This is a genomic window from Streptomyces sp. NBC_01454, assembly GCF_036227565.1.
Lineage (GTDB): Bacteria > Actinomycetota > Actinomycetes > Streptomycetales > Streptomycetaceae > Streptomyces.
This window is the reverse complement of sequence record NZ_CP109460.1, coordinates 2551550-2571778: the sequence shown is the minus strand read 5'-3', so window position 1 is coordinate 2571778 and position 20229 is coordinate 2551550. Positions and strand designations below refer to the sequence as shown.

Below are 20229 nucleotides of genomic sequence, written 5' to 3'. Positions count from 1 at the left end.
TCTACCCGTAAATGTTGAATACTGAATTAAATGGGTGGGGGTGGCGACTTCGGCCGGCGGGGGCCGGATGTTGGTCAGACGTTCGAGGTCACCGTCCGCAGAGTACCGCTCACAGCCCGAAGCGGCGCTGGAGGCTCCCGAGGTTGCCGGGCAACTGGGGCAGTTGTGAGCCACTTTGCGGAACGTGTCCGCCCCCGCCCGGAACGCCCGCTTCGGTGGGTACTGCCCCGGTTGCCAGCTCCGGCATCAACTGCTCCGTGGACTGCAGCAGCACCGTGCCCGCGCCTACGAATTCGAATTGGTGCTCCTCGCCGGACGCCCCGCCGATCCCGGTGTGGGCCCGCAGCCCGCCCAGGAATCCCCGCAGGTACTGATGGTCGTAGTGGTGGCACGGGGACGGGCAGTCCGCCCAGCCGACCAGCGCCTGCGGGTCCACCCGGATCGGCGGCTCCATGAAGACCACCGGGCCGTTGGACGCGGCCACGAACTTGCCCGTACCGATGAGGGTGAGGAAGCCCGGGATGATGGACTGCTTCAGCGACAGAGATGGCTGAAATGCGAGCAGGTTGCCCGAGCGAATCGTCAGGTTGCCGTCCTCCAGGTCGAAGGAGTTCACATCGAAGGCGCGGTCCGCCAGCAGCATTTTTCCGCGGCCCTCGGCGACGACCCAGTCCGCGGCGTGCAGTGGCGAATGGAAACTGCCGGCGATCAGGCGGTCCAGCCGGCCGTGCCCTATGCCGTGGAAGTCGATCTGCCCGTAGTAGGCGATCATCTTCCCCTTCTGCAGGAACCACTGCCCGTTCAGATCGACGCTGAAGGCGTAGGCGTTGACGTTGTCGTCGGTGGGCAGCGAGGAGACGTCGTGGATGACGGGACCGGTCACAGCTTTTCCTCCGACGCCTGGACGTAGACGGTGCCCTGCCCCGACAGCTCCAGCTGGAAGGCCTCGCCCGAGCCGCGGCCGACCATGTCGCGCCAGCCGAGCGCCGTGGACAGTTTGTTGCGGACCTCGCCGCGGTGGGCGACATAGGCCTGCGGGTCGACATGGACCGGGCGCTGGGGGGTGATCGGCAGCTCGATGACGCCGCCGTGCGCCATCACCGCGACCGAGCCGACGCCCTTGAGGGTCGTGGTGAACAGGCCCTGGCCGGTGACCTGGCCGCGCACCATGCCCATCACCCCGCCCTGCGAGCCCATGAACATCGTGCCCTGCTGGAGGGAGCCGTCGAAGGCCAGCAGCCGGTCGGCCTCGACATAGAGCGTCTCGCCGGTCAGGTCGACGACATGGACGTGATGGCCGCCGTGGCCGAACATCACGGTGGCGGTGGGGGAACCTCCCTGGCCATGAGGGCCTTGGGGGACCTCCACCGTCATCAGGGGCGTGGCCTCGCCGGCGATCCGGCGGCCGATCATGGAGCCGACGCCGCCCCGGCCGCCCTGGATGCTCGGGGTGAAGGTGACCTCGCCGCGGTAGGCGAGCATCGCGCCGCGCTGGCTGTACAGGCGCTGGCCCGGACCGATCCGGGCCTCCACCATGCGGGAGTTGAGCACCGTGAACGGCATCAGACCTCACCCCCCACGGTGTTGCGCTCGCTGGGCTGGACGTAGACCAGGCCCTCGCCCTCGAAGCGGATCTGGAACGCCTCGCCGGAGCCCTCCCCGAGGAAGGTGCGGAAATTGACCCCGGACTGGAAGTGCTGCCGCAGCTCGCCGGTGTGGGCGACATAGGCGCCCGGGTCGACCTGGAGCGGGGACTGCTTGGTGACCCGCAGCACCACCGCGGAGCCGTCGGAGACGATCGCCGCCTGGCCGCTGCCCTCGACGGTGGTGGTGAACAGGCCGTGGCCCTGGGAGGCGCCGCGCAGGCCGGTGAAGGTCGTGCCCGTACGCAGCGCGGCATCCGTGCACAGCAGATTGCTGGCCTCGACGTACAGCTTCTCGCCCCGCAGCTGGACGAGGTTGATCTCGCTGGCGCGGTCGGCGAAGTAGCAGGTGCCGTGGCCCTTCACCTCCATCACTTCCATCTGCTCCCCCGTGAGCCGCCGGGTGACCATGCCGCGCAGGCCCTCGCCGCCGCCGGTCATCTTCTTGAACGACATCTGGCCGTCGTACGCGACCATCACACCGTTTTTCGCCTTGACGGCGTCGCCCGTCATGTCGACGGCGAGCACCTTGCTCCCCTGGAGCCGAAACTGAGCCACGCGTCAGACCGTAGTCGGCCCCGGCCGCGCACGGCAGGGCCCGTAGCCCTGACTTCGCCCTGATCTCCGGGCGGTGTGCGTCGGGGTGCCGGCGGTCACGCACCCCGGCGCAGTGATCGCCGGAGGGGCTGTAACAATGGGGCGAAGCTTGTGAACTCTTGCACAAGCAGTGCGCCCGCCCGTCGCCCGACCTCCACCCCCAGAAGACGGCGCTGCGCGCCGACCGCCCATCTGCCACCCGAACGAGGTTCCCGTGGACATCAAGACCGCTGCCGCCCTGCACCGACTGCGCCTGGCCTCCGTCCCGGAGGCGATCTCCTTCCCGGCGCTGCTGATCTTCGGCACCGGCTTCCGCCTGGCCTTCGACTACGACTCCCTGGTGATGCCGCTCGGCATGATCCACGGACTGCTGTTCCTCACGTATGTGGTGCTGCTGCTGGACGTGTGGAACCGCACCAAGTGGCCCGCCAAGCGCGTCGCCTTCTTCTTCCTGCTGGCGATCGTGCCGTTCGGCGGCCTCTACGGGGACCGGGTCCTCAAGCGCGAGGAAGAGGCCGGCGTGATCGCCGCCCGCGCCCGCAAGGAAGGCGTGCTGAACGCATGATCGTCGCCTTCTCCGTGAGCCCGCTGGGCGTGGGCGAGGACGTCGGCGAGTACGTCGCCGACGCGGTCCGGGTCGTCCGGGAGTCGGGTCTGCCGCACCGTACGGACGCGATGTTCACCTCCCTCGAGGGTGAATGGGACGAGGTCATGGACGTCGTCAAGCGCGCGGTCGCGGCCGTCGAGGCCCGCTCCGGACGGGTCTCGCTGGTGCTCAAGGCCGACATCCGCCCCGGGGTCACCGACGGACTGACGTCGAAGGTGGCGACCGTGGAGCGGTACCTCGCCGACGGCGGCGCCTCCTGACCCGCGGGCCTCAGCCGCCCGCCGCCAGCGTGATCCCCAGCGGCGTGCGCGCGTAGCGCACCTGGTGCCCGTCCCGGCGCGAGGTCAGCAGCCCGGCGTCGCGCAGCACGGACAGCTGCGCCGAGACGGACGACGGCGCCAGGCCGAGGCGGTGGGCCAGCTCCGTCGTGGTCGAGGGGGTGTCGAGGGCGGCCAGTACGGCGGCGCGGTTCGCCCCCAGCAGCCGGGCCAGCGCCGGGCCGGTCTCCGCCTCGGTCCACAGCCCGCCGATGCCGCGCGCCGGATAGATGACGGTGGGCTGCCACGGCGGGTCGAACCCGCTGACCACGTCCGGCCAGACGAAGACACTGGGCAGCAGCAGGACCCCGCGGCCGTCCAGGTCCTGCATCTGCACGAAGTCGGTACGGGTGCGGACGGTGAGGGTGCCGCCCGACCAGGTCAGCCGCGGGTGCAGATCGCCGAACAGCAGCCGCAGCCCGCCGCCCGCCAACTGCCGTGACCGGTAGGCGATCTCGGCCTCCAGCAGCGCCCGCAGCCGCGGCCAGTCCGGGGCGAGCAGCGCCCGCCAGGCACGTTCGGTGACATCGGCCAGCTCACCGACCGCCCGCGCCGGGTCCGCCAGCGCCGCCCGGCCGCGCGCCGACCGTGCGGCATCCGGCCGGCCCGCCAGCGACTTGGCCATCTCGGCGCGGGCCAGGGCCGGATCGGTGGCCCGCAGCTGGGCCAGCTCCTCGTCGAAGCCGGCCATCGGGGAGTCCGGCGGGCGGCCCAGGAAGTCGGGCGTGTACCCCGGGGGCGACGACGGCATGAAGAGCCACAGCGGGGTCAGGTCCAGGCCGGCCAGTGCCCGGCGCATCCGGCGCAGCCACGGGACGTGATAGCCGTGCCGGTCGGTGCGGCGCAGGGTGCGTACGGCCTCATGGGTCTCGCACAGCGGGGAGACGGCGAAGCGGACGCGCAGAAAGTCGTCGGCACCGAAGTGGAGGTTCACCGGCATGACGGGGCACGCTCCCCTCCCGGACCCAGGATTCGGCCGCAGCCGAAAGAATACGGGGCGAGGACGGGCTCCGGCAGGCTGCGGACATGCCTTCGCCCTCCGGGCCCGCGCCGTCGGGCCCCACCCCCGCCTGCCCTGACGGCGGCCGCGGCGCGGATGCCACCGCGCGCGCCGACGGCGCCCGCCCGGCCGGTTACCGCGCCGTCTTCGCCGTCCACGAATTCCGGTACGTCTTCGCTGCGCATCTGCTGTCCTCGCTCGGCGTGGTCGTCTGCGAGCTCGCGCTGTCCGTGCTGGTCTTCCGGATCACCGCGTCGCCGCTGCTCGGGGCGCTGACCCTGGCGCTGGGGCTGCTGCCGTACGCGGTCGGCGGGACGCTGCTGTCGGCGGTCGCCGACCGGTGTGCGGCCCGGCGGGTGCTGGTCGGCTGCGATCTGCTGTGCGCCCTGGCGACGGCCGGAATGGTGCTGCCGGGCACACCGGTCCCGGTCCTGCTGGCGCTGCGCTGTGTGCTCGCCGTCCTCGCGCCGGTCTTCGCCGGTACCCGCGCCGCGACGCTGGGCGAGATCCTCGGCGCGGGGGAGCCGTTCGTGCTGGGGCGCTCGGTGATCCGCCTGGTGAACCAGGGCGCACAGCTCGCCGGGTTCGCGGCGGGCGGTCTGCTGCTCGCCGCGGTCTCCCCGCGGTCCGTCCTCGCGCTCACCGCGGGCACCTTCCTCGCCTCGGCGCTGCTGCTGCGGCTGGGGACCCGGGCGCGGCCGGCCCGCGGCGGGGTGCCGGGTGCCGCGGCGGGCGGTGCGCTGCTGGGGGCGTCGCTGGGCGGTGTCCGGCGGCTGCTGGCCGACCGCCGGGTGCGGGCGCTGCTGCTGCTGACGTGGCTGCCGCCGGCGTTCGTCGTCGTCCCCGAGGCGCTGCTGGTGCCCTACTCCGGCCTGCTGGGGGTGGGACCGGCCGGGACGGGGCTGCTGCTGTGCGCCATGCCGCTGGGCGCGGTGGCCGCGGAGAGCCTGGTGGGCTCGTTGCTCGGCCCGCGGGCCCGTGCCCGGCTGACCTTTCCCATGGGCGTCTTCGCGGTCCTGCCCTCGCTCGGCTTCGCCGCCCGCCCCTCGTTCGGCTGGGCGGTGCTGCTGCTGGTGCTGACCGGCACCGGGATCTCGTACAACTTCGGGGTCGACCGGTGGTTCGTCGCCGCGGTCCCCGAGGAGTTGCTGGGCCAGGCGATGACGGTGATGCAGGCGGGGCGGATGAGCGTGATGGGGCTCGCGATGGGGCTGGCCGGGGCGGCGGCGGAGTGGGCGCCCCTGCGGGTCGTGATGCCGGCCGCGGGGGTCGTGGGAGTGGCGGCGGTGGCGGCGGTGATCCGGGAGGTGCGGCGGACGGCGCAGGGGGCCGGCGGGGCCGGGGCCGGCGCGCGTCCCGGCGGGGCGCCGGGCGGCCGGACCCGGCCCCCGGGACCGAAAACTGAGACACGGCTGACCACCATGTGAGCCCCGGGTAGGGTCGGACGCGTGCCGAAGCCGCTCAGCCTTGCCTTCGATCCCATTGCGCGCGCCGACGAACTGTGGCGGCAGCGCTGGGGGTCCGTGCCCTCGATGGCCGCCATCACCTCGATCATGCGCGCCCATCAGATCCTGCTGGCCGAGGTGGACGCGGTGGTCAAGCCGTACGGACTGACCTTCGCCCGCTACGAGGCGCTGGTGCTGCTGACCTTCTCCAAGGCCGGTGAGCTGCCGATGTCCAAGATCGGTGAGCGGCTCATGGTGCATCCCACCTCGGTGACCAACACCGTCGACCGGCTGGTGAAGTCCGGTCTCGTCGCCAAGCGGCCCAACCCGAACGACGGGCGGGGCACGCTCGCCACCATCACCGAAAAGGGTCGTGAGGTGTGTGACGCGGCGACCCGCGAGCTGATGGCGATGGACTTCGGGCTCGGGACGTACGACGCCGAGGAGTGCGGGGAGATCTTCGCGCTGCTGCGGCCGCTGCGGGTGGCGGCGGCCGACTTCAAGGACGAGTGACCCGCCCTCCCGTTCAGGTGCCCCGCCCTCCCATTCACAAGGGGGGCGGCGAAGATCGCACCGGAACCGGTGGTTACGCTCGGGGCATGAAGCGAAGCGTCCTGACCCGCTACCGGGTGATGGCCTACATCACCGCCGTGATGCTGCTGGTGCTCTGCACCTGCATGGTGTTCAAGTACGGCTTCGGGATGGGCAAGGACCTCACCCTGGTCGTCTCGCAGATCCACGGCGTGCTCTACATCGTCTACCTGGTCTTCGCCTTCGACCTGGGCTCCAAGGCCAAGTGGAAGTTCGGCAAGCTGCTGTGGGTGCTGATCGCCGGCACGATCCCCACCGCCGCGTTCTTCGTGGAGCGCCAGGTGGTCCGCGAGATCGAGCCGCTGCTCGCCGAGGGGACGCCGGAGCCGGTGAAGGTCTGACGGCGGCCCGTCCCGTCTGACGCGCCTGTCCCCGCGGGGCGGGCGCGTTCTGCTGTGTGCTCACGGTTACGGAAAGTGACTCCGGTGACGCATGTGGCGACTGAGGGCCCGCTCCCGTCGACAATTACTTGGACGTCCTAGTAAATTCGAGGGTATGGACGCTGACGCGATCGATGAGGGCCGCCGCCGCTGGCAGGCTCGGTACGACTCCGCCCGCAAGCGGGACGCGGACTTCACCACGCTCTCGGGCGATCCCGTCGAGCCGGCGTACGGGCCCCGGCCCGGGGACACCGTCGAGGGATTCGAGCGGATCGGCTGGCCGGGCGAGTACCCCTTCACCCGGGGCCTGTATCCGACCGGCTACCGGGGGCGGACCTGGACGATCCGCCAGTTCGCCGGCTTCGGCAACGCCGAGCAGACCAACGAGCGCTACAAGATGATCCTCAAGGCCGGTGGCGGCGGACTCTCCGTGGCCTTCGACATGCCGACCCTGATGGGACGGGACTCCGACGACCCGCGCGCGCTCGGCGAGGTCGGCCACTGCGGCGTCGCCATCGACTCCGCCGCCGACATGGAGGTCCTGTTCAAGGACATCCCGCTGGGTGACGTCACGACGTCCATGACGATCAGCGGGCCCGCCGTCCCGGTCTTCTGCATGTATCTGGTGGCCGCCGAACGGCAGGGGATCGACCCCGGCGTCCTGAACGGCACCCTCCAGACGGACATTTTCAAGGAGTACATCGCGCAGAAGGAGTGGCTCTTCCAGCCCGAGCCGCATCTGCGCCTGATCGGCGACCTGATGGAGCACTGTGCCCGCGGCATCCCCGCGTACAAGCCGCTCTCGGTCTCCGGTTACCACATCCGCGAGGCGGGCGCGACGGCCGCGCAGGAGCTGGCGTACACGCTGGCCGACGGCTTCGGCTACGTGGAGCTCGGCCTCTCGCGCGGCCTGGACGTCAATACCTTCGCCCCCGGCCTGTCCTTCTTCTTCGACGCGCATCTCGACTTCTTCGAGGAGATCGCCAAGTTCCGCGCCGCGCGGCGGATCTGGGCCCGCTGGATGCGGGACGTCTACGGCGCGACGAGCGAGAAGGCGCAGTGGCTGCGCTTCCACACCCAGACCGCCGGTGTCTCGCTGACCGCCCAGCAGCCGTACAACAACGTGGTGCGCACCGCCGTCGAGGCCCTGGCGGCCGTGCTCGGCGGCACCAACTCGCTGCACACCAACGCGCTGGACGAGACCCTGGCGCTGCCCAGCGAGCAGGCCGCGGAGATCGCGCTGCGCACCCAGCAGGTGCTGATGGAGGAGACCGGCGTCGCCAACGTCGCCGACCCGCTGGGCGGTTCGTGGTTCATCGAGTCGCTGACCGACCGGATCGAGGCGGACGCGGAGAAGATCTTCGAGCAGATCAAGGAGCGCGGCCGGCGCGCGGTCCCGACCGGCGAGCACCCCATCGGCCCGATGACCTCCGGCATCCTGCGCGGTATCGAGGACGGCTGGTTCACCGGCGAGATCGCCGAGTCCGCCTTCCAGTACCAGCAGGCGCTGGAGAAGGGCGACAAGAAGGTCGTCGGCGTCAACTGCCACCACGGCTCGGTCACCGGCGATCTGGAGATCCTGCGGGTCAGCCACGAGGTCGAGCGGGAGCAGGTACGCACCCTCGCGGACCGCAAGGCGGCGCGCGACGACGCCCGGGTGCAGGCCGCACTGAAGACGATGCTGGAATCCGCCCGCGACGGCAGCAACATGATCGAGCCGATGCTGGCCGCCGTCCGCGCCGAGGCCACCCTCGGCGAGATCTGCGGCGCGCTGCGGGACGAGTGGGGCATCTATACGGAGCCGGCGGGGTTCTGAGGGCCCCGAGTCCTCGATCCCACGACAGACCCTGAGAGCCCGGCGATCCGGCGCTCTCGGGGTCTTCGGCGGTTCGGGGGGAGCCGGCCCTCGGCAGCCGGCTTCGCGCTCAGCCGGGGAGTGCGAAGGCGAGCACGGGGCTGCCGATGCCGATGCCGATGACGACGCCGACGGCGGACACGGCCGCGAGGGTGACCACGGCCGCGCGGGCCGCGGTGCCCCCGGCCGCCCGCCAGGTTCGCCCAGGACGCGCCAACTTCCGCTGGTCCGGCCGAAGTCCGTGAGCAGCCAGAAGAGCGCGAAGGCCGCCGGCGGCAGCAACGCGAATCCCCCCGCGAACTGCTGCAGGGCCTCCCAGGGGTCGAGCAGCTGGGCGTGGTGCCCGGTGGCGCGCCGGGCCGGGAGCGCCTCCCCTGCGTGGTGGTCGCTCCCCAGGCCCGTCATCTCGGCTTCGGCGTCCACGGCCCGGCCGTCGGCCGTGCGGCATGTTCCCGTGCAGCTGTGATCGCTGTAGGAATGGCTGCGGCTCGAGTTCTTGCTGTAGTTGCCTAGAGGAACGACGACGGAGCACTTCTCGACGGTGAAGGGTCCGTGGCAGCCACGCGGCCGCCGCCACGGCGACGATGGGCGCCTCCGACGGGCCGGCCGCCGGCGGCGCTCGCGTGTGCTGACCGGTGCTACGCCGCCGGCGGCGGCATCCGCAGCCGGAAGAGGGCGCCGCCGCCCGGTGCGTGTTCCGCCGTGAGGTCGGCGCCGTGGGCGCGGGCGATCTGCCGGGCCATGGCCAGGCCGAGGCCCGAGCCGGGGAGGGCGCGGGCGGCCTTCGCGCGGTAGAAGCGGTCGAAGACATGGGGGAGGTCCTCGGGTGCGATGCCGGGGCCGTGGTCGCGGACCGTCAGGTGCAACTCCTCTTCGCGCAGGGTGAGTTCGGTGTCCACCGGGCCGCCGGGCGGGGAGAACTTGGCGGCGTTGTCGAGGAGGTTGGACAGCAGGCGGGCGAGGCGGGCCGGTACTCCGGGGACCGTGCGGTCCGCCGCGGCCGGGTCGATGCCGGTGGTGAAGGTGATCTCCGGCCAGTGCTCGCCGGCGGTGGTCACCAGGTGCTCCAGCAGGGCGGCCGGGCGGACCTGTTCGACCAGCGGCTGGGGTTCCTCGTCGCGGGCGAGTTCGATCAGGTCGTTGACGAGCGTGGTGACCTCGCGCAGCTGGCGGCCCAGCGCGGCCGAGGCGCGATCGCGCTGAGCATCCGTCAGGCGATCGACCCGGGCGAGGAGTTCGGCGTTGGTACGGAGGGCGGTCAGCGGGGTGCGCAGCTCGTGGGAGGCGTCGGCGACCAGCCGGCGCTGGGAGGTGACCGACTGCTCCAGTTCGCCGAGCATGGTGTTGAAGCTGGTGGCCAGCCGGGTGATCTCGTCCTCCCGGGCGAGCGGCCCCGCGGGCAGGTCGATGCGGTGGCGGGCGTCGCGGGTGGCGGCGATGCGTTCCGCGGTGGCGGTGAGCCGGGCGACGGGGGCCAGACCGGTACGGGAGACCCAGTAGCCGAGCGCGGCGGCCAGCAGCACCCCGGCGGCGCCGACCGCGGACAGTGCCCAGGCGGCCTGCTCCACGCTCCGGTCGACGGAGTCGGAGCGCAGGGCGACCTGGACCGCCTCGTCCTTGCCCGCCAGGCGCGTGGTGAACATCCGGACCGGCTGCCCGGCGACCTTCTGGGTGCTGTAGAACGCCTCGTGCCGGCCGGCGGCGACCTGCCGGGTGGCGTCCGAGACGTGCAGCAGGTACGGCTGGCGAGGGTCCTTGGCAGGGTCGGCCGGCACGATCTGGAAGCAGGACGAGGCCGGGTACTGGCACAGGGCGTCGCTCACCGTCGGGCCCCAGTCCTGGCGCTCGCGCATGACCTCGGTGGACGTCAGGGCCAGATTCCGGTTGAGCTGGCGCGTCATCTGGTACTCGATGAGGACGAACGCGGCCGCACAGACGCCGACCGCCACCAGCGCCACCGCGGCGGAGGCGGCCAGCGCCAGCCGGGTGCGCAGCGGGCGCCGGCGCCGCCAGCGGGCGCCCAGGCCGCGGGTGCCGGTCATGCGCCCTCCGGGTGGCCCAGGCGGTAGCCGATGCCGTGCACGGTGTGGACGAGCCGGGGCTCGCCGCCCGCCTCCAGTTTGCGGCGCAGATAACCGATGTAGACCGCCAGGGAGTTGGAGTCCGGGCCGAAGTCGCGGCCCCAGACACGGTCCAGGATCATCTCCCGGGGCATGACCTGTCCGGGGTGCAGCAACAGCAGTTCCAGCAGGGCCCATTCCGTGCGGCTGAACTCCAGGGGGCGGTCCCCTCGGTGGCCGGTGCGGGTCAGCGGGTCCACCACCAGGTCGCCGAAGGTCAAATGGGAGTCCTCGGCGGCCGTGGTCGAGGCGCGGCGCAGCAGCGCGCGGATCCGGGCGACCAGCTCGTCCAGGGCGAAGGGTTTGACGAGGTAGTCGTCGGCGCCGGCGTCGAGGCCGTCGACCCGTTCGCTGACCGAGTCCAGTGCGGTCAGCACGAGGATCGGCGTGCGGTCGTCCAGGGCGCGCAGCCGGCGGCAGACGGCCAGACCGTCCAGGACGGGCATCATCACGTCCAGTACGAGGGCGTCCGGCTGCCAGGAGGCGACCTCGGAGAGGGCGGCCAGTCCGTCGGCGGCGCCGCGCACCTCGTATCCCTCCACGGCGAGGCCGTCCTCCAGGGCGGCGCGCACCTCCGGTTCGTCATCGACGACGAGGATCTTGGCTGCGGGAGTGTTCCCGGGGGTGGGCGGCATGGACATAGGCTGCCAAACACCTCTCTTAGAAGCTTCTTAGGGCATGTCGCGAGCGTGGCGGCCATGCGCACACCACTCTCTGTCGTGATCGGTGCGGGCGGCACCGGCGGCCACATCTACCCGGGTCTCGCTCTCGCCGACGCGCTCCGCCGGGCCGTGCCCGACGCGGTGATCTCCTTCGTCGGGACCGAACGCGGCCTGGAGACGCGGCTGATCCCGCAGGCCGGATACCGGCTGCACACCGTCGACATGATTCCCTTCGATCCCTCGCTCGGCGCCCGACGCTATCTGCTGCCGGCCGCCCTGCTCCGCTCGGGCGCCCAGTGTCGGGCGATCCTCAAGGAACAAAAGGCCCAGGTCGCGGTCGGTATGGGCGGCTACCCGAGCGCCCCGGTGATCGTCGGGGCGCGGATGGCCGGGCTGCCGAGCCTGATCCACGAGTCCAACGCGGTGCCCGGGCGGGCCAACAAGTTCGCCGCCCGGCTCACCCCGCACCTCGCCCTCGCCTTCGACCGCAGCCGTGAGCATCTGGCGGGCGGCGAGCGGGCCGAGACGGTGGGGATGCCGCTGGTGGGCCCGCTGGCCGAGCTGGACCGCGCGGCACTGCGCCCCGCCGCCCGCCGGGCATTCGGCATCCCGGACGGGTGCCGGCTGCTGCTGGTCAACGGCGGCAGCCTGGGGGCCGCCCGGCTCACGGAGGCGGCCGTCGAACTGGCCGGCCGCTACCGGGGGCGCCGGGACCTGCGGCTGCTGATCAAGACCGGGCCCGCGGCCCTGGAGGAGACCTGGGCCCGGCTGGCGGCCAACGGCGGGACGGCGGTCGCCGAGGCCGTGCCGTATCTGGACCGGATGGATCTGGCGTACGCCGCGGCCGATCTCGTGGTGTGCCGCGCCGGTTCGGCGACCATCGCCGAGCTGGCCACGATCGGGATGCCGGCCGTCCTCGTGCCGTATCCGCACGCGCCGGGCGATCACCAGACGCACAACGCGCGGGTGCTCTCCGACGCCGGGGCGGCGCTGTTGCTGCCCGACCCCGAGACCTCCGCCGAGCGGCTGGACCAGCTGGTCACGCCGCTGCTCGACGACCCCGCCCGGCTCGCCGCGATGGGCGCGGCCGCCGACCGGGGCACCCATTCCCGGGCCGCCGACCTGCTGGCCGCCAAGGCGCTGGCACTGGCCGGCCACCCGGCCGCCTCCCCGCACTCGCACACCCCTTTGAAGGAGTCCGCATGAGCAACCGCACCGCACAGCAGTGGGCCGGCCGCAAGGTCCTGGTCACCGGGGCCGAGGGATTCATCGGCTCGGCCCTCGTCGACATGCTGGTGGAAGCCGGCGCCGAGGTACGCGCCTTCGTCCACTACAAGCCGTACGCCGAAAAGGGAAACCTGGCGCGCTATCTGGTGCCGGGCTCCCCGGTCGAGATGGTCGCCGGCGATGTCCGCGACGCGGGCCGGGTGATGGACGCCGTCGCGGGCTGCGACACCGTCTTCCATCTCGCCGCGCTCATCGGGATCCCGTACAGCTATGACTCGCCGGGCGCGTACGTGCAGACGAACGTGGTGGGCACGGAGAACATCGCGGAGGCCTGCCGGCGGTACGAGGTGCGCCGGATGGTGCACACCTCCACCAGTGAGGTCTACGGGACCGCGCTGACCGCGCCGATCGGCGAGGATCACCCGCTGCAGCCGCAGTCCCCGTACTCCGCCTCGAAGATCGGCGCGGACATGATGGCGCTGTCGCACCGGCACGCGTTCGGGCTGCCGGTGACCGTGGTGCGGCCGTTCAACACCTACGGCCCCCGCCAGTCCGCCAGGGCCGTGATCCCCACGATCCTGGCCCAACTCCACGCGGGCGCCCGGCAGATCAAGCTCGGCTCGCTCACCCCGACCCGCGACTTCACCTATGTCACGGACACCGCCGCCGGGTTCCTCGCGCTGGCCGACTGCGACCGGGCGCTGGGCGAGGTCGTCAACCTCGGTACCGGCCGGGAGATCTCCATCGGGGCGCTCGCCGAGGCGCTGATAGCGGCCTCGGGCCGGGACGCCGAGGTGGTGGTGGACAGCGAGCGCCTGCGGCCCGCCGGCAGCGAGGTCGAGCGGCTGCTGTCCGACAACTCCCGGGCGCGCGAGTGGGCTTCGTGGCAGCCGGAGGTGTCCCTGGAGCAGGGCCTGAAGTGGACCTCGGAGTGGGTGGCCGAGAACGTGCACCTGTTCGCGGCGGACCGCTACCAGGTGTGACCACCGCACAGGGGCGGCCCGGTGTTCCAGGGGGACACCGGGCCATCCGGTGTGCGTCAGCTCCGGCCGCCGGGTCCGGCCAGTCCGGTCAGGCCGCCCAGGAAGAGGGCGGTGAAGTCGCGCCCCCACTCGGCGTCCACGGGTTCACCGCTGACCAGGGTGCGGTGCACGATCGCCCCGGCGATCACATCGAAGATCAGGTCCATGTTGCGGGCGGCCGCCCGCTCGCCATCCTCGCCGGTGGTGTCGGGCGTCAGCTCGCCGCGGGTCTGGGCGCGCGAGCGGCCGAGCGAGACCAGCCGCTTCTGGCGGTCGACGATCGCCGAGCGGATCCGTTCGCGCAGCGCCCCGTCGGTGGTGGACTCGGCGACCACGGCCATCAGCGCCGTCTTGGTCTCCGGCCGCGCGAGCAGCGCGCCGAACTGCAGCACCACGCCCTCGATATCGGCGCGCAGCGAGCCCCGGTCGGGGAGTTCGAGCTCGTCGAAGAGGACCGCCACGGCGTCCACGACGAGCTCGTTCTTGTTGGCCCAGCGGCGGTAGAGCGTCGTCTTGGCGACCCCGGCGCGGGCCGCCACCTCGCTCATGGTGAGCCGGCCCCAGCCCACATCGACCAGCGCGGCACGGGTCGCGCCGAGAATCGCACGGTCGGTCGCGGCGCTGCGCGGGCGGCCCGTGCGGCCTTTGCGGGGGCTGGCGGAGTGGCACATGCGGGCGACCATACCGGGCAGTACGGGGACCGGCGCGGTCCGCCGTGAGGGAGATCACTTCACGCAGGACTGAAACCGGTTGTGGCCCGGGGGCGACGGCGAGTTACGCTACGGGTCGTAGCGAAAGAGCGACAGCCACCGGCCGTGGGTGGGGACCCATGGCCACACCGGTCCTCCTCGGGACCGAAAAAACGGGCAGCGATCCAGGACGTACGCCGGCATGCCGGCGGGGCGTACGCAACGGATGCGGTGCTCTGCGGAGGGTCCGGCGGCGATACCGGACCGGGGAATCCGCGCAGCAGACCGCATCGCTTTCCGGATCGCTTTTCGGAACGGACCGCCCAGGGGGGAGGATGTACCCATGCAGCCACGCAACATGTCCATGAGTGGAGTCGTCGACCTCGGCGCGCTGAAGGCGGCCGGGGAAGCGAAGCAGAAGGCGGAGCAGGCACGTGCCGAGGCCGCCCGTACCGGCCAGGCGCCCGCGAGCGGTGCCCGCCTGGTGTTCGACGTCGACGAGGCGGGGTTCCAGCAGGACGTCCTGCAGCGCTCCACCGAGGTCCCGGTCGTCATCGACTTCTGGGCCGAGTGGTGCGAGCCGTGCAAGCAGCTGGGTCCGCTGCTGGAGCGCCTCGCGGGGGAGTACGCCGGCAAGTTCGTGCTGGCCAAGATCGACGTCGACGCCAACCAGATGCTGTTCCAGCAGTTCGGGGTGCAGGGCATCCCGGCGGTGTTCGCGGTCGTGGCGGGTCAGCCGATCCCGCTGTTCCAGGGCGCGGCCCCGGAGTCGCAGATCCGTGAGGTGCTCGACCAGCTGGTGCAGGCCGCCGAGCAGCAGTTCGGCATCGTGGGCGCGCCGGTCGAGCCGCCGGCCGCGGACGAGCAGGAGCAGGCCGAGGCCCCGGTGCCGGCCGGTCCGTACGACGCACTGCTGGAAGCCGCGAACCAGGCGCTCGACTCCGGTGATCTGGGCGGCGCCATCCAGGCCTACAAGAACGTCCTATCCGACGACCCCGCCAACCCGGAGGCCAAGCTCGGCCTGGCGCAGGCCGAACTTCTGCACCGCGTCCAGGATCTGGACCCGCAGGCCGTGCGCAAGGAGGCCGCGGAGAATCCGGCCGATGTGCCGGCGCAGATCCGGGCCGCGGACCTCGACCTGGTCGGCGGTCATGTCGAGGACGCCTTCGGCCGGCTGGTCGAGGCGGTGAAGCGGAGTGTGGGCGACGACCGGGAGGCCGCACGGCTGCGGCTGCTGGAGCTGTTCGAGGTCATCGGCGCGGAGGATCCGCGGGTGATGACGGCGCGCACGGCGCTGGCTCGGGTGCTGTTCTGACCCGCTGTCTTCTGACTCGCCCCCTTGTGACCAGTACGCCCTTCGCGGGTTGACCAAACAAACGGCGCAGCGGCCACGTTTTACCAAAACTTGGTAATCGTGGCCGCTGTTACTTGTAGTAAGCCTGGGCCGCCCTCTTGCGGCGTTGTGTCCGCAATTGCCTCATGTTCTCTTGCTGTCAGTGGCGACAGCCCGTGTCCAGTTGATCTCGGTCCGTCGCGCCGTGTTTATCGGGTCGTTACCCGCAAGTAACGAGCCCCTTGTGCGGCGGCCGTGAATGGACCACGATCGGCCACGCTCGGTCCATTCCCGCAGCCCGGCATCCGGTTGGTGCCGCGGGGTACTTGGGTCCCCACCGAGTGGTCGGCGGCAGTGCTGCCGGCCGTGGACAGGGGGGTCTCTGCCCCATCCGGCAGGGCCTGTCCAGGAGGTTGCGCGAGAGCGTGGCCAGTGGTTGTCGCTCGGGGGTGATCGCCGGTATTCGGAACACGATGTGCCTCCGAGACAGGCGCTCTCCTTCCCGAGGACGTAGCACTTCTCCCATCCCAGGTACCGCCCCTCAACGGAGGCGGCCGGTACCGGAGATGTACGTCCGAGAAGGAGGAAAGTCATGGAGTCCCTGGCTCGTGGCGGGACCAGATGGAAGCGGTTCGCCGTCGTCATGGTGCCGAGCGTCGCGGCTACGGCCGCGATCGGCGTTGCCCTCTCGCAGGGTGCGCTCGCGGCGTCGTTCAGCGTGTCCGGCCAGCAGTTCAAGGTCAGTACGGACCGGCTGGACGGCACCGGATTTGTTCAGTACGGAGCCATTGACGCCCAGAAGGGCGGCAAGCAGGTCCCGGTGGCGGTCTCGGGGTTCTCGAACGCCAAGATCAAGAACCTGTGCCAGTCGGTGGTCGTGCCGGTCCCGGTCTTCGGCGATGTGTCGATGAAGCTGGCGGCCGGTGGCGGTGACACGCCCGTCGAGGCGAAGAACCTCTACATCGACCTCGACCAGCTGTCCGCGGACGCGACCTTCAACAACATCGACATCGGTGTTGCTGCGGGCTCGACGACCAAGGGCCCTGGCATGCACAAGGGCGACAAGGCCGACCCGGGCTCGTTCGCCCAGCAGGCCGACTCGGCCACGCTGACCCACGTCAAGCAGCAGGCCTGGGCCACGACGGCCGGCACGTTCAAGCTCAGCGGCCTCAAGATGAGCGTCGCCAAGGGCAAGAGCGAGTGCTACTGACGCACTGAGCGTGCGGGCGCGGGGCGAGCTGTAGACGGCTGTGGCCGTTCCCCGTGCCCGTACGCCGGGTAGTGCCCAGTAGGACACCCCGCACAGAACCACCGATTTGCCAGTCCCGAGGAGCTGTACGACATGAGCGCCGAAACGCGACCACGGCTGATCGAGACCATCGGCCGCAAGCGGCTTTCGTTCCGGGAGTGGCGCGGATACCGCCCGTTCTGGGGCGGAATGCTGACTCTGCTGGCCGGCTTCCCGATCATGTACATCCCTTACGCGAATCTCACGATCGGTTCCCTGACCGTCCGCATGGCGACCACCGCCGGCGCCGGCTCGCTGATCATCGGCGTACTGCTGGTCGTGCTCGGTCTCACCATGTGGTTCCAGCCGGCGTCCCGCGTCTTCGCGGGGGTGGCGGCGATCCTGCTCTCCCTGGTCTCCCTGGTCGTCTCGAACTTCGGCGCCTTTTTGATCGGCTTCCTCCTGGGGCTGATCGGCGGTGCGCTGAGTGTCTCCTGGGCGCCGGGCAAGGCCGTCCGGAGCGAGGAGGACGACGATCCGGCGCCGAGGACGGTCGCCGGACCCGTGGTCGCCACGCACCCCGCGCCGGCCGCCGGTCCCGGGTTGGGCAACGGGTTGGATGACCTGTCAGGAACGAGCCCGACCAACGGAATGAACGGGAGGCACAGTGCCGGGTGACGAGCTGCACGAGGAGAGCGCAGCTGCCGGGCCGAGAGGCGGGCCCAGACACGCGGCCCCCAGGAAGCCGTTGCTGACGCGGCTCCACGTGCCCGCGGGCAAGGCGATAGCCATCGCCGCCATGCCGTCCGCCGTGCTGATGGGCATGGGGCTCACGCCCCAGATGGCCATCGCCAAGCCGGCGCCCAAGAGCCCCTTCAAGGACGGCCCCTGCGTCACCGCACCGGACAAGGCGGGCCAGAAGGACGCCAAGGCCAAGGACGGCGCGAAGGACGGCACGGGGACGAAGGACGGCGCCAAGCCGTCCGGCAAGCCCTCGGCCGAGCCGTCCGGCTCGCCCTCGCCGTCGGCCGGCAAGGACGCGGAGCAGAAGCCCGCGCCCGCGCCGTCCGCCTCGAAGGGGAGCAGCGAGCCCTCCGGCTCGGCGACTCCTTCGCCCTCGGCCTCCGGGGGCGCGAAGGACGACGGCGGTCTGCTGGGCGGTATCGGCGATGCGCTCGGAGGTCTGCTCGGCGGCAAGTCCGCCGACTCTTCCGCCTCGCCGAGTCCCTCGACGTCCGCGTCGGCCACGCCGAGCCCCTCGGCGTCTGCCTCCAAGGATTCGGCGGCCAAGGATGACGGGTCCGCCGGGTCCGCCGTGGAGAAGGCCACCAAGCCGGTCACGGACACGGTCGACGGCCTCAAGGGCGGCGCGGGCAAGGCCGGTGACAGCCTCACGAGCGGCTCGAAGACGGTCAACGACACCGTCCACGGCGCCGTGGGCACGGCGGACAACGCCCTGCCCGGCGGCGGCCTGGACGGCAAGGACGCCAGCGGCAAGAAGTCCTTCCCCTGCGTCGTCGAGAACAAGCAGCAGGGCAAGGACGAGCAGACCCCCGTCGCCCTGCCCGACGACCCCTGGCACCTGGAGTCCAGCGCGCTCACCCTGCGCGGTCTGAACTACGAAGGCGTCGTCAACGTCCAGACGCAGAACGGCCACACCAAGCAGGCCCTGAAGTTCACCGCCGACAGCCTCGACATCGGTGATCTGCACCAGACCGTCGACGACCGGGCTTCCGGCAAGAAGTACCACGTACAGGCGTCCCCGGGGTCCACGTCCACGATCCGCGGCGGCAAGGTGACCATGTACACCGAGCGGCTGCAGGGCAACCTCTTCGGGCTGATCCCGATCGTCTTCGACCCCGAGCACCCGCCGCCCCTCAACGTCCCGTTCGCGTACTTCACCAAGGTGAAGATCGACCAGGCGGGCCAGTTCGGCGGCAACCTCCATGTCCCGGGTCTGCACCAGTTCATGACCGGCTGAGGAACGCCCCGGGCCCCCGACCGTTCGGGAGCCGCGGAAAAACGGCGGTGGGCCGCCCCCTTCCCAGGGGGCGGCCCACCGCCGTTTCCGTGTGTCCGGTCAGCCCTGCTGGCCGCCGAGGTGGTGCACCCGGACCATGTTGGTGGTGCCGGGGACGCCGGGGGGCGAACCGGCGGTGATCAGCATGGTGTCGCCGTTGCTGTAGCGCTGGAGCTTGAGCAGCTCGGCGTCCACCAGGTCGACCATCGCGTCGGTGTTGTCGACGTGCTCCACGACGAAGCTGTCCACGCCCCAGCTCAGCGTGAGCTGGTTGCGGGTGGCGGCCTCGGTGGTGAAGGCCAGGATCGGCTGGGCGGCGCGGTAGCGGGAGAGCCGGCGGGCGGTGTCGCCGGACTTGGTGAAGGCCACCAGCGCCTTGCCGTCCAGGAAGTCGGCCATCTCGCAGGCCGCGCGGGCCACCGCACCGCCCTGGGTGCGCGGCTTCTTGCCGGGCACCAGGGGCTGCAGGCCCTTGGAGAGCAGCTCCTCCTCGGCCGCCTCGACGATCTTCGACATCGTCTTGACGGTCTCGATGGGGTACTGGCCGACCGAGGACTCCGCGGAGAGCATCACCGCGTCGGCGCCGTCGAGGATGGCGTTGGCGACGTCGGAGGCCTCGGCGCGGGTGGGCCGGGAGTTGGTGATCATCGACTCCATCATCTGGGTCGCCACGATCACCGGCTTGGCGTTGCGGCGGCACAGCTCGATGAGCCGCTTCTGCACCATCGGGACCTTCTCCAGCGGGTACTCCACCGCCAGGTCACCGCGGGCGACCATGACGGCGTCGAAGGCCATCACGACGTCCTCCATGTTGGCCACCGCCTGCGGCTTCTCGACCTTGGCGATGACCGGGACCCGGCGGCCCACCTCGTCCATGACGCGGTGCACGTCCTGGACGTCCTTGGCGTCCCGGACGAAGGACAGCGCGACCATGTCGCAGCCCATCGCCAGGGCGAACTTGAGGTCCTCGATGTCCTTCTGGGACAGCGCGGGGACGTTCACCGCGGCACCGGGGAGGTTGATGCCCTTGTGGTCGGAGATGACCCCGCCCTCGATGACGATGGTGCGCACCCGCGGGCCGTCGACCTCGACGACCTGGAGGGCGACATTGCCGTCGTTGATCAGGATCGGGTCGCCCTTGGACACGTCGCCGGGCAGGCCCTTGTAGGTGGTGCCGCAGATGTGCTTGTCGCCGGGCACGTCCTCGGTGGTGACGACGAACTCGTCCCCGCGCACCAGCTCCACGGGGCCGTCGGCGAAGGTCTCCAGGCGGATCTTGGGGCCCTGGAGGTCGGCCAGCACGCCGACGGCGCGGCCGGTCTCCTCGCAGGCCTTGCGGAGGCGGTGATACCGCTCCTCGTGCTCCGGCTGGGTCCCGTGGCTCATATTGAAACGGGCCACGTTCATACCGGCCTCGATCAGCGTCTTCAGCTTCTCGTAGGAGTCGACGGCGGGGCCCAGGGTGCAAACGATTTTGGAACGGCGCATGGGCG

The 20229-nt window shown here is 71.3% G+C and carries 21 protein-coding genes; 12 read left to right on the top strand and 9 right to left on the bottom strand.

Annotation, left to right across the window (positions count from 1 at the left end):
• Positions 1–109: 109 nt before the first annotated feature.
• From OIU81_RS11065 to OIU81_RS11055, 3 genes are read right to left on the bottom strand one after another with little or no spacing between them, the layout of a single operon-like run.
• A complete protein-coding gene (locus OIU81_RS11065; RefSeq protein ID WP_329146350.1) occupies positions 110–883 on the bottom strand; it encodes an AIM24 family protein in 774 nt (257 codons plus the stop codon).
• Positions 880–1563, bottom strand: coding sequence for an AIM24 family protein (locus OIU81_RS11060; protein ID WP_329146348.1), 684 nt, complete (start codon positions 1561–1563; stop codon positions 880–882). Before OIU81_RS11060 ends, OIU81_RS11065 begins: the two co-directional genes overlap by 4 nt.
• On the bottom strand, positions 1563–2201 hold the full coding sequence (locus OIU81_RS11055) for an AIM24 family protein (protein ID WP_329146346.1): 639 nt from the start codon (positions 2199–2201) through the stop codon (positions 1563–1565). Before OIU81_RS11055 ends, OIU81_RS11060 begins: the two co-directional genes overlap by 1 nt.
• A gap of 253 nt (positions 2202–2454) precedes the next feature.
• On the opposite strand from OIU81_RS11055, the gene OIU81_RS11050 reads away from it, so the two are divergent.
• Both OIU81_RS11050 and OIU81_RS11045 read left to right on the top strand, forming a co-directional pair.
• Positions 2455–2805 carry a DUF3817 domain-containing protein gene (locus OIU81_RS11050; protein ID WP_329146344.1) on the top strand — a complete coding sequence of 117 codons (351 nt, stop codon included), beginning with the start codon at positions 2455–2457 and terminating at the stop codon, positions 2803–2805.
• Positions 2802–3107 carry an MTH1187 family thiamine-binding protein gene (locus OIU81_RS11045; protein ID WP_189098891.1) on the top strand — a complete coding sequence of 102 codons (306 nt, stop codon included), beginning with the start codon at positions 2802–2804 and terminating at the stop codon, positions 3105–3107. The genes OIU81_RS11050 and OIU81_RS11045 overlap by 4 nt, the downstream gene beginning before the upstream one ends.
• Before the next feature lie 10 nt (positions 3108–3117).
• Here the strand turns inward: OIU81_RS11045 and OIU81_RS11040 are convergent, their stop codons facing one another.
• Positions 3118–4104: an ArsR/SmtB family transcription factor gene (locus OIU81_RS11040; protein WP_329146340.1), complete on the bottom strand. Its 987-nt coding sequence runs from the start codon at positions 4102–4104 to the stop codon at positions 3118–3120.
• Between the two features lie 86 nt (positions 4105–4190).
• Here OIU81_RS11040 and OIU81_RS11035 point away from each other — a divergent pair, with 86 nt between their 5' ends.
• The 4 genes from OIU81_RS11035 (at position 4191) to OIU81_RS11020 (ending at position 8396) form a co-directional block, all read left to right on the top strand.
• Positions 4191–5591, top strand: coding sequence for an MFS transporter (locus OIU81_RS11035; RefSeq protein ID WP_329146338.1), 1401 nt, complete (start codon positions 4191–4193; stop codon positions 5589–5591).
• Positions 5592–5612: 21 nt separating this feature from the next.
• The gene (locus OIU81_RS11030) at positions 5613–6122 is read left to right on the top strand and encodes a MarR family winged helix-turn-helix transcriptional regulator (protein ID WP_329146337.1); all 510 of its coding nucleotides are present in this window, start codon (positions 5613–5615) and stop codon (positions 6120–6122) included.
• 86 nt (positions 6123–6208) lie between these two features.
• Positions 6209–6541: a DUF3817 domain-containing protein gene (locus OIU81_RS11025; protein ID WP_329146335.1), complete on the top strand. Its 333-nt coding sequence runs from the start codon at positions 6209–6211 to the stop codon at positions 6539–6541.
• 154 nt (positions 6542–6695) lie between these two features.
• On the top strand, positions 6696–8396 hold the full coding sequence (locus OIU81_RS11020) for an acyl-CoA mutase large subunit family protein (RefSeq protein ID WP_329146333.1): 1701 nt from the start codon (positions 6696–6698) through the stop codon (positions 8394–8396).
• A gap of 109 nt (positions 8397–8505) precedes the next feature.
• Here the strand turns inward: OIU81_RS11020 and OIU81_RS11015 are convergent, their stop codons facing one another.
• The 3 genes from OIU81_RS11015 to OIU81_RS11005 form a co-directional block, all read right to left on the bottom strand.
• A complete protein-coding gene (locus OIU81_RS11015; RefSeq protein WP_329146332.1) occupies positions 8506–8652 on the bottom strand; it encodes a hypothetical protein in 147 nt (48 codons plus the stop codon).
• A 421-nt stretch (positions 8653–9073) separates the two neighbouring features.
• Positions 9074–10477: a sensor histidine kinase gene (locus OIU81_RS11010; RefSeq protein ID WP_329146331.1), complete on the bottom strand. Its 1404-nt coding sequence runs from the start codon at positions 10475–10477 to the stop codon at positions 9074–9076.
• Entirely contained in the window at positions 10474–11196 is a 723-nt protein-coding gene (locus OIU81_RS11005) for a response regulator transcription factor (protein WP_329146329.1), read from the bottom strand. Before OIU81_RS11005 ends, OIU81_RS11010 begins: the two co-directional genes overlap by 4 nt.
• 57 nt (positions 11197–11253) lie before the next feature.
• On the opposite strand from OIU81_RS11005, the gene OIU81_RS11000 reads away from it, so the two are divergent.
• Both OIU81_RS11000 and OIU81_RS10995 read left to right on the top strand, forming a co-directional pair.
• Positions 11254–12423: a UDP-N-acetylglucosamine--N-acetylmuramyl-(pentapeptide) pyrophosphoryl-undecaprenol N-acetylglucosamine transferase gene (locus OIU81_RS11000; RefSeq protein WP_329146327.1), complete on the top strand. Its 1170-nt coding sequence runs from the start codon at positions 11254–11256 to the stop codon at positions 12421–12423.
• On the top strand, positions 12420–13427 hold the full coding sequence (locus tag OIU81_RS10995; protein ID WP_329146326.1) for an SDR family NAD(P)-dependent oxidoreductase: 1008 nt from the start codon (positions 12420–12422) through the stop codon (positions 13425–13427). Before OIU81_RS11000 ends, OIU81_RS10995 begins: the two co-directional genes overlap by 4 nt.
• Before the next feature lie 56 nt (positions 13428–13483).
• Here OIU81_RS10995 and OIU81_RS10990 read toward each other — a convergent pair whose 3' ends face one another.
• Positions 13484–14137, bottom strand: coding sequence for a TetR/AcrR family transcriptional regulator (locus tag OIU81_RS10990; RefSeq protein WP_329146324.1), 654 nt, complete (start codon positions 14135–14137; stop codon positions 13484–13486).
• 361 nt (positions 14138–14498) lie between these two features.
• Between OIU81_RS10990 and OIU81_RS10985 the strand changes: the two genes are divergently transcribed.
• From OIU81_RS10985 to OIU81_RS10970, 4 genes are all read left to right on the top strand, one after another.
• A complete protein-coding gene (locus OIU81_RS10985; RefSeq protein WP_329146322.1) occupies positions 14499–15470 on the top strand; it encodes a tetratricopeptide repeat protein in 972 nt (323 codons plus the stop codon).
• Between the two features lie 610 nt (positions 15471–16080).
• Positions 16081–16698, top strand: coding sequence for a DUF6230 family protein (locus OIU81_RS10980; protein ID WP_329146320.1), 618 nt, complete (start codon positions 16081–16083; stop codon positions 16696–16698).
• 132 nt (positions 16699–16830) lie between these two features.
• Complete coding sequence (locus OIU81_RS10975) at positions 16831–17394, top strand: DUF6114 domain-containing protein (protein ID WP_329146318.1); 564 nt, start codon at positions 16831–16833, stop codon at positions 17392–17394.
• Positions 17384–18697: a hypothetical protein gene (locus OIU81_RS10970; protein WP_443073968.1), complete on the top strand. Its 1314-nt coding sequence runs from the start codon at positions 17384–17386 to the stop codon at positions 18695–18697. Before OIU81_RS10975 ends, OIU81_RS10970 begins: the two co-directional genes overlap by 11 nt.
• A 99-nt stretch (positions 18698–18796) precedes the next feature.
• Here OIU81_RS10970 and pyk read toward each other — a convergent pair whose 3' ends face one another.
• On the bottom strand, positions 18797–20224 hold the full coding sequence (pyk, locus tag OIU81_RS10965; protein ID WP_329146313.1) for a pyruvate kinase: 1428 nt from the start codon (positions 20222–20224) through the stop codon (positions 18797–18799).
• Positions 20225–20229 lie beyond the last annotated feature (5 nt).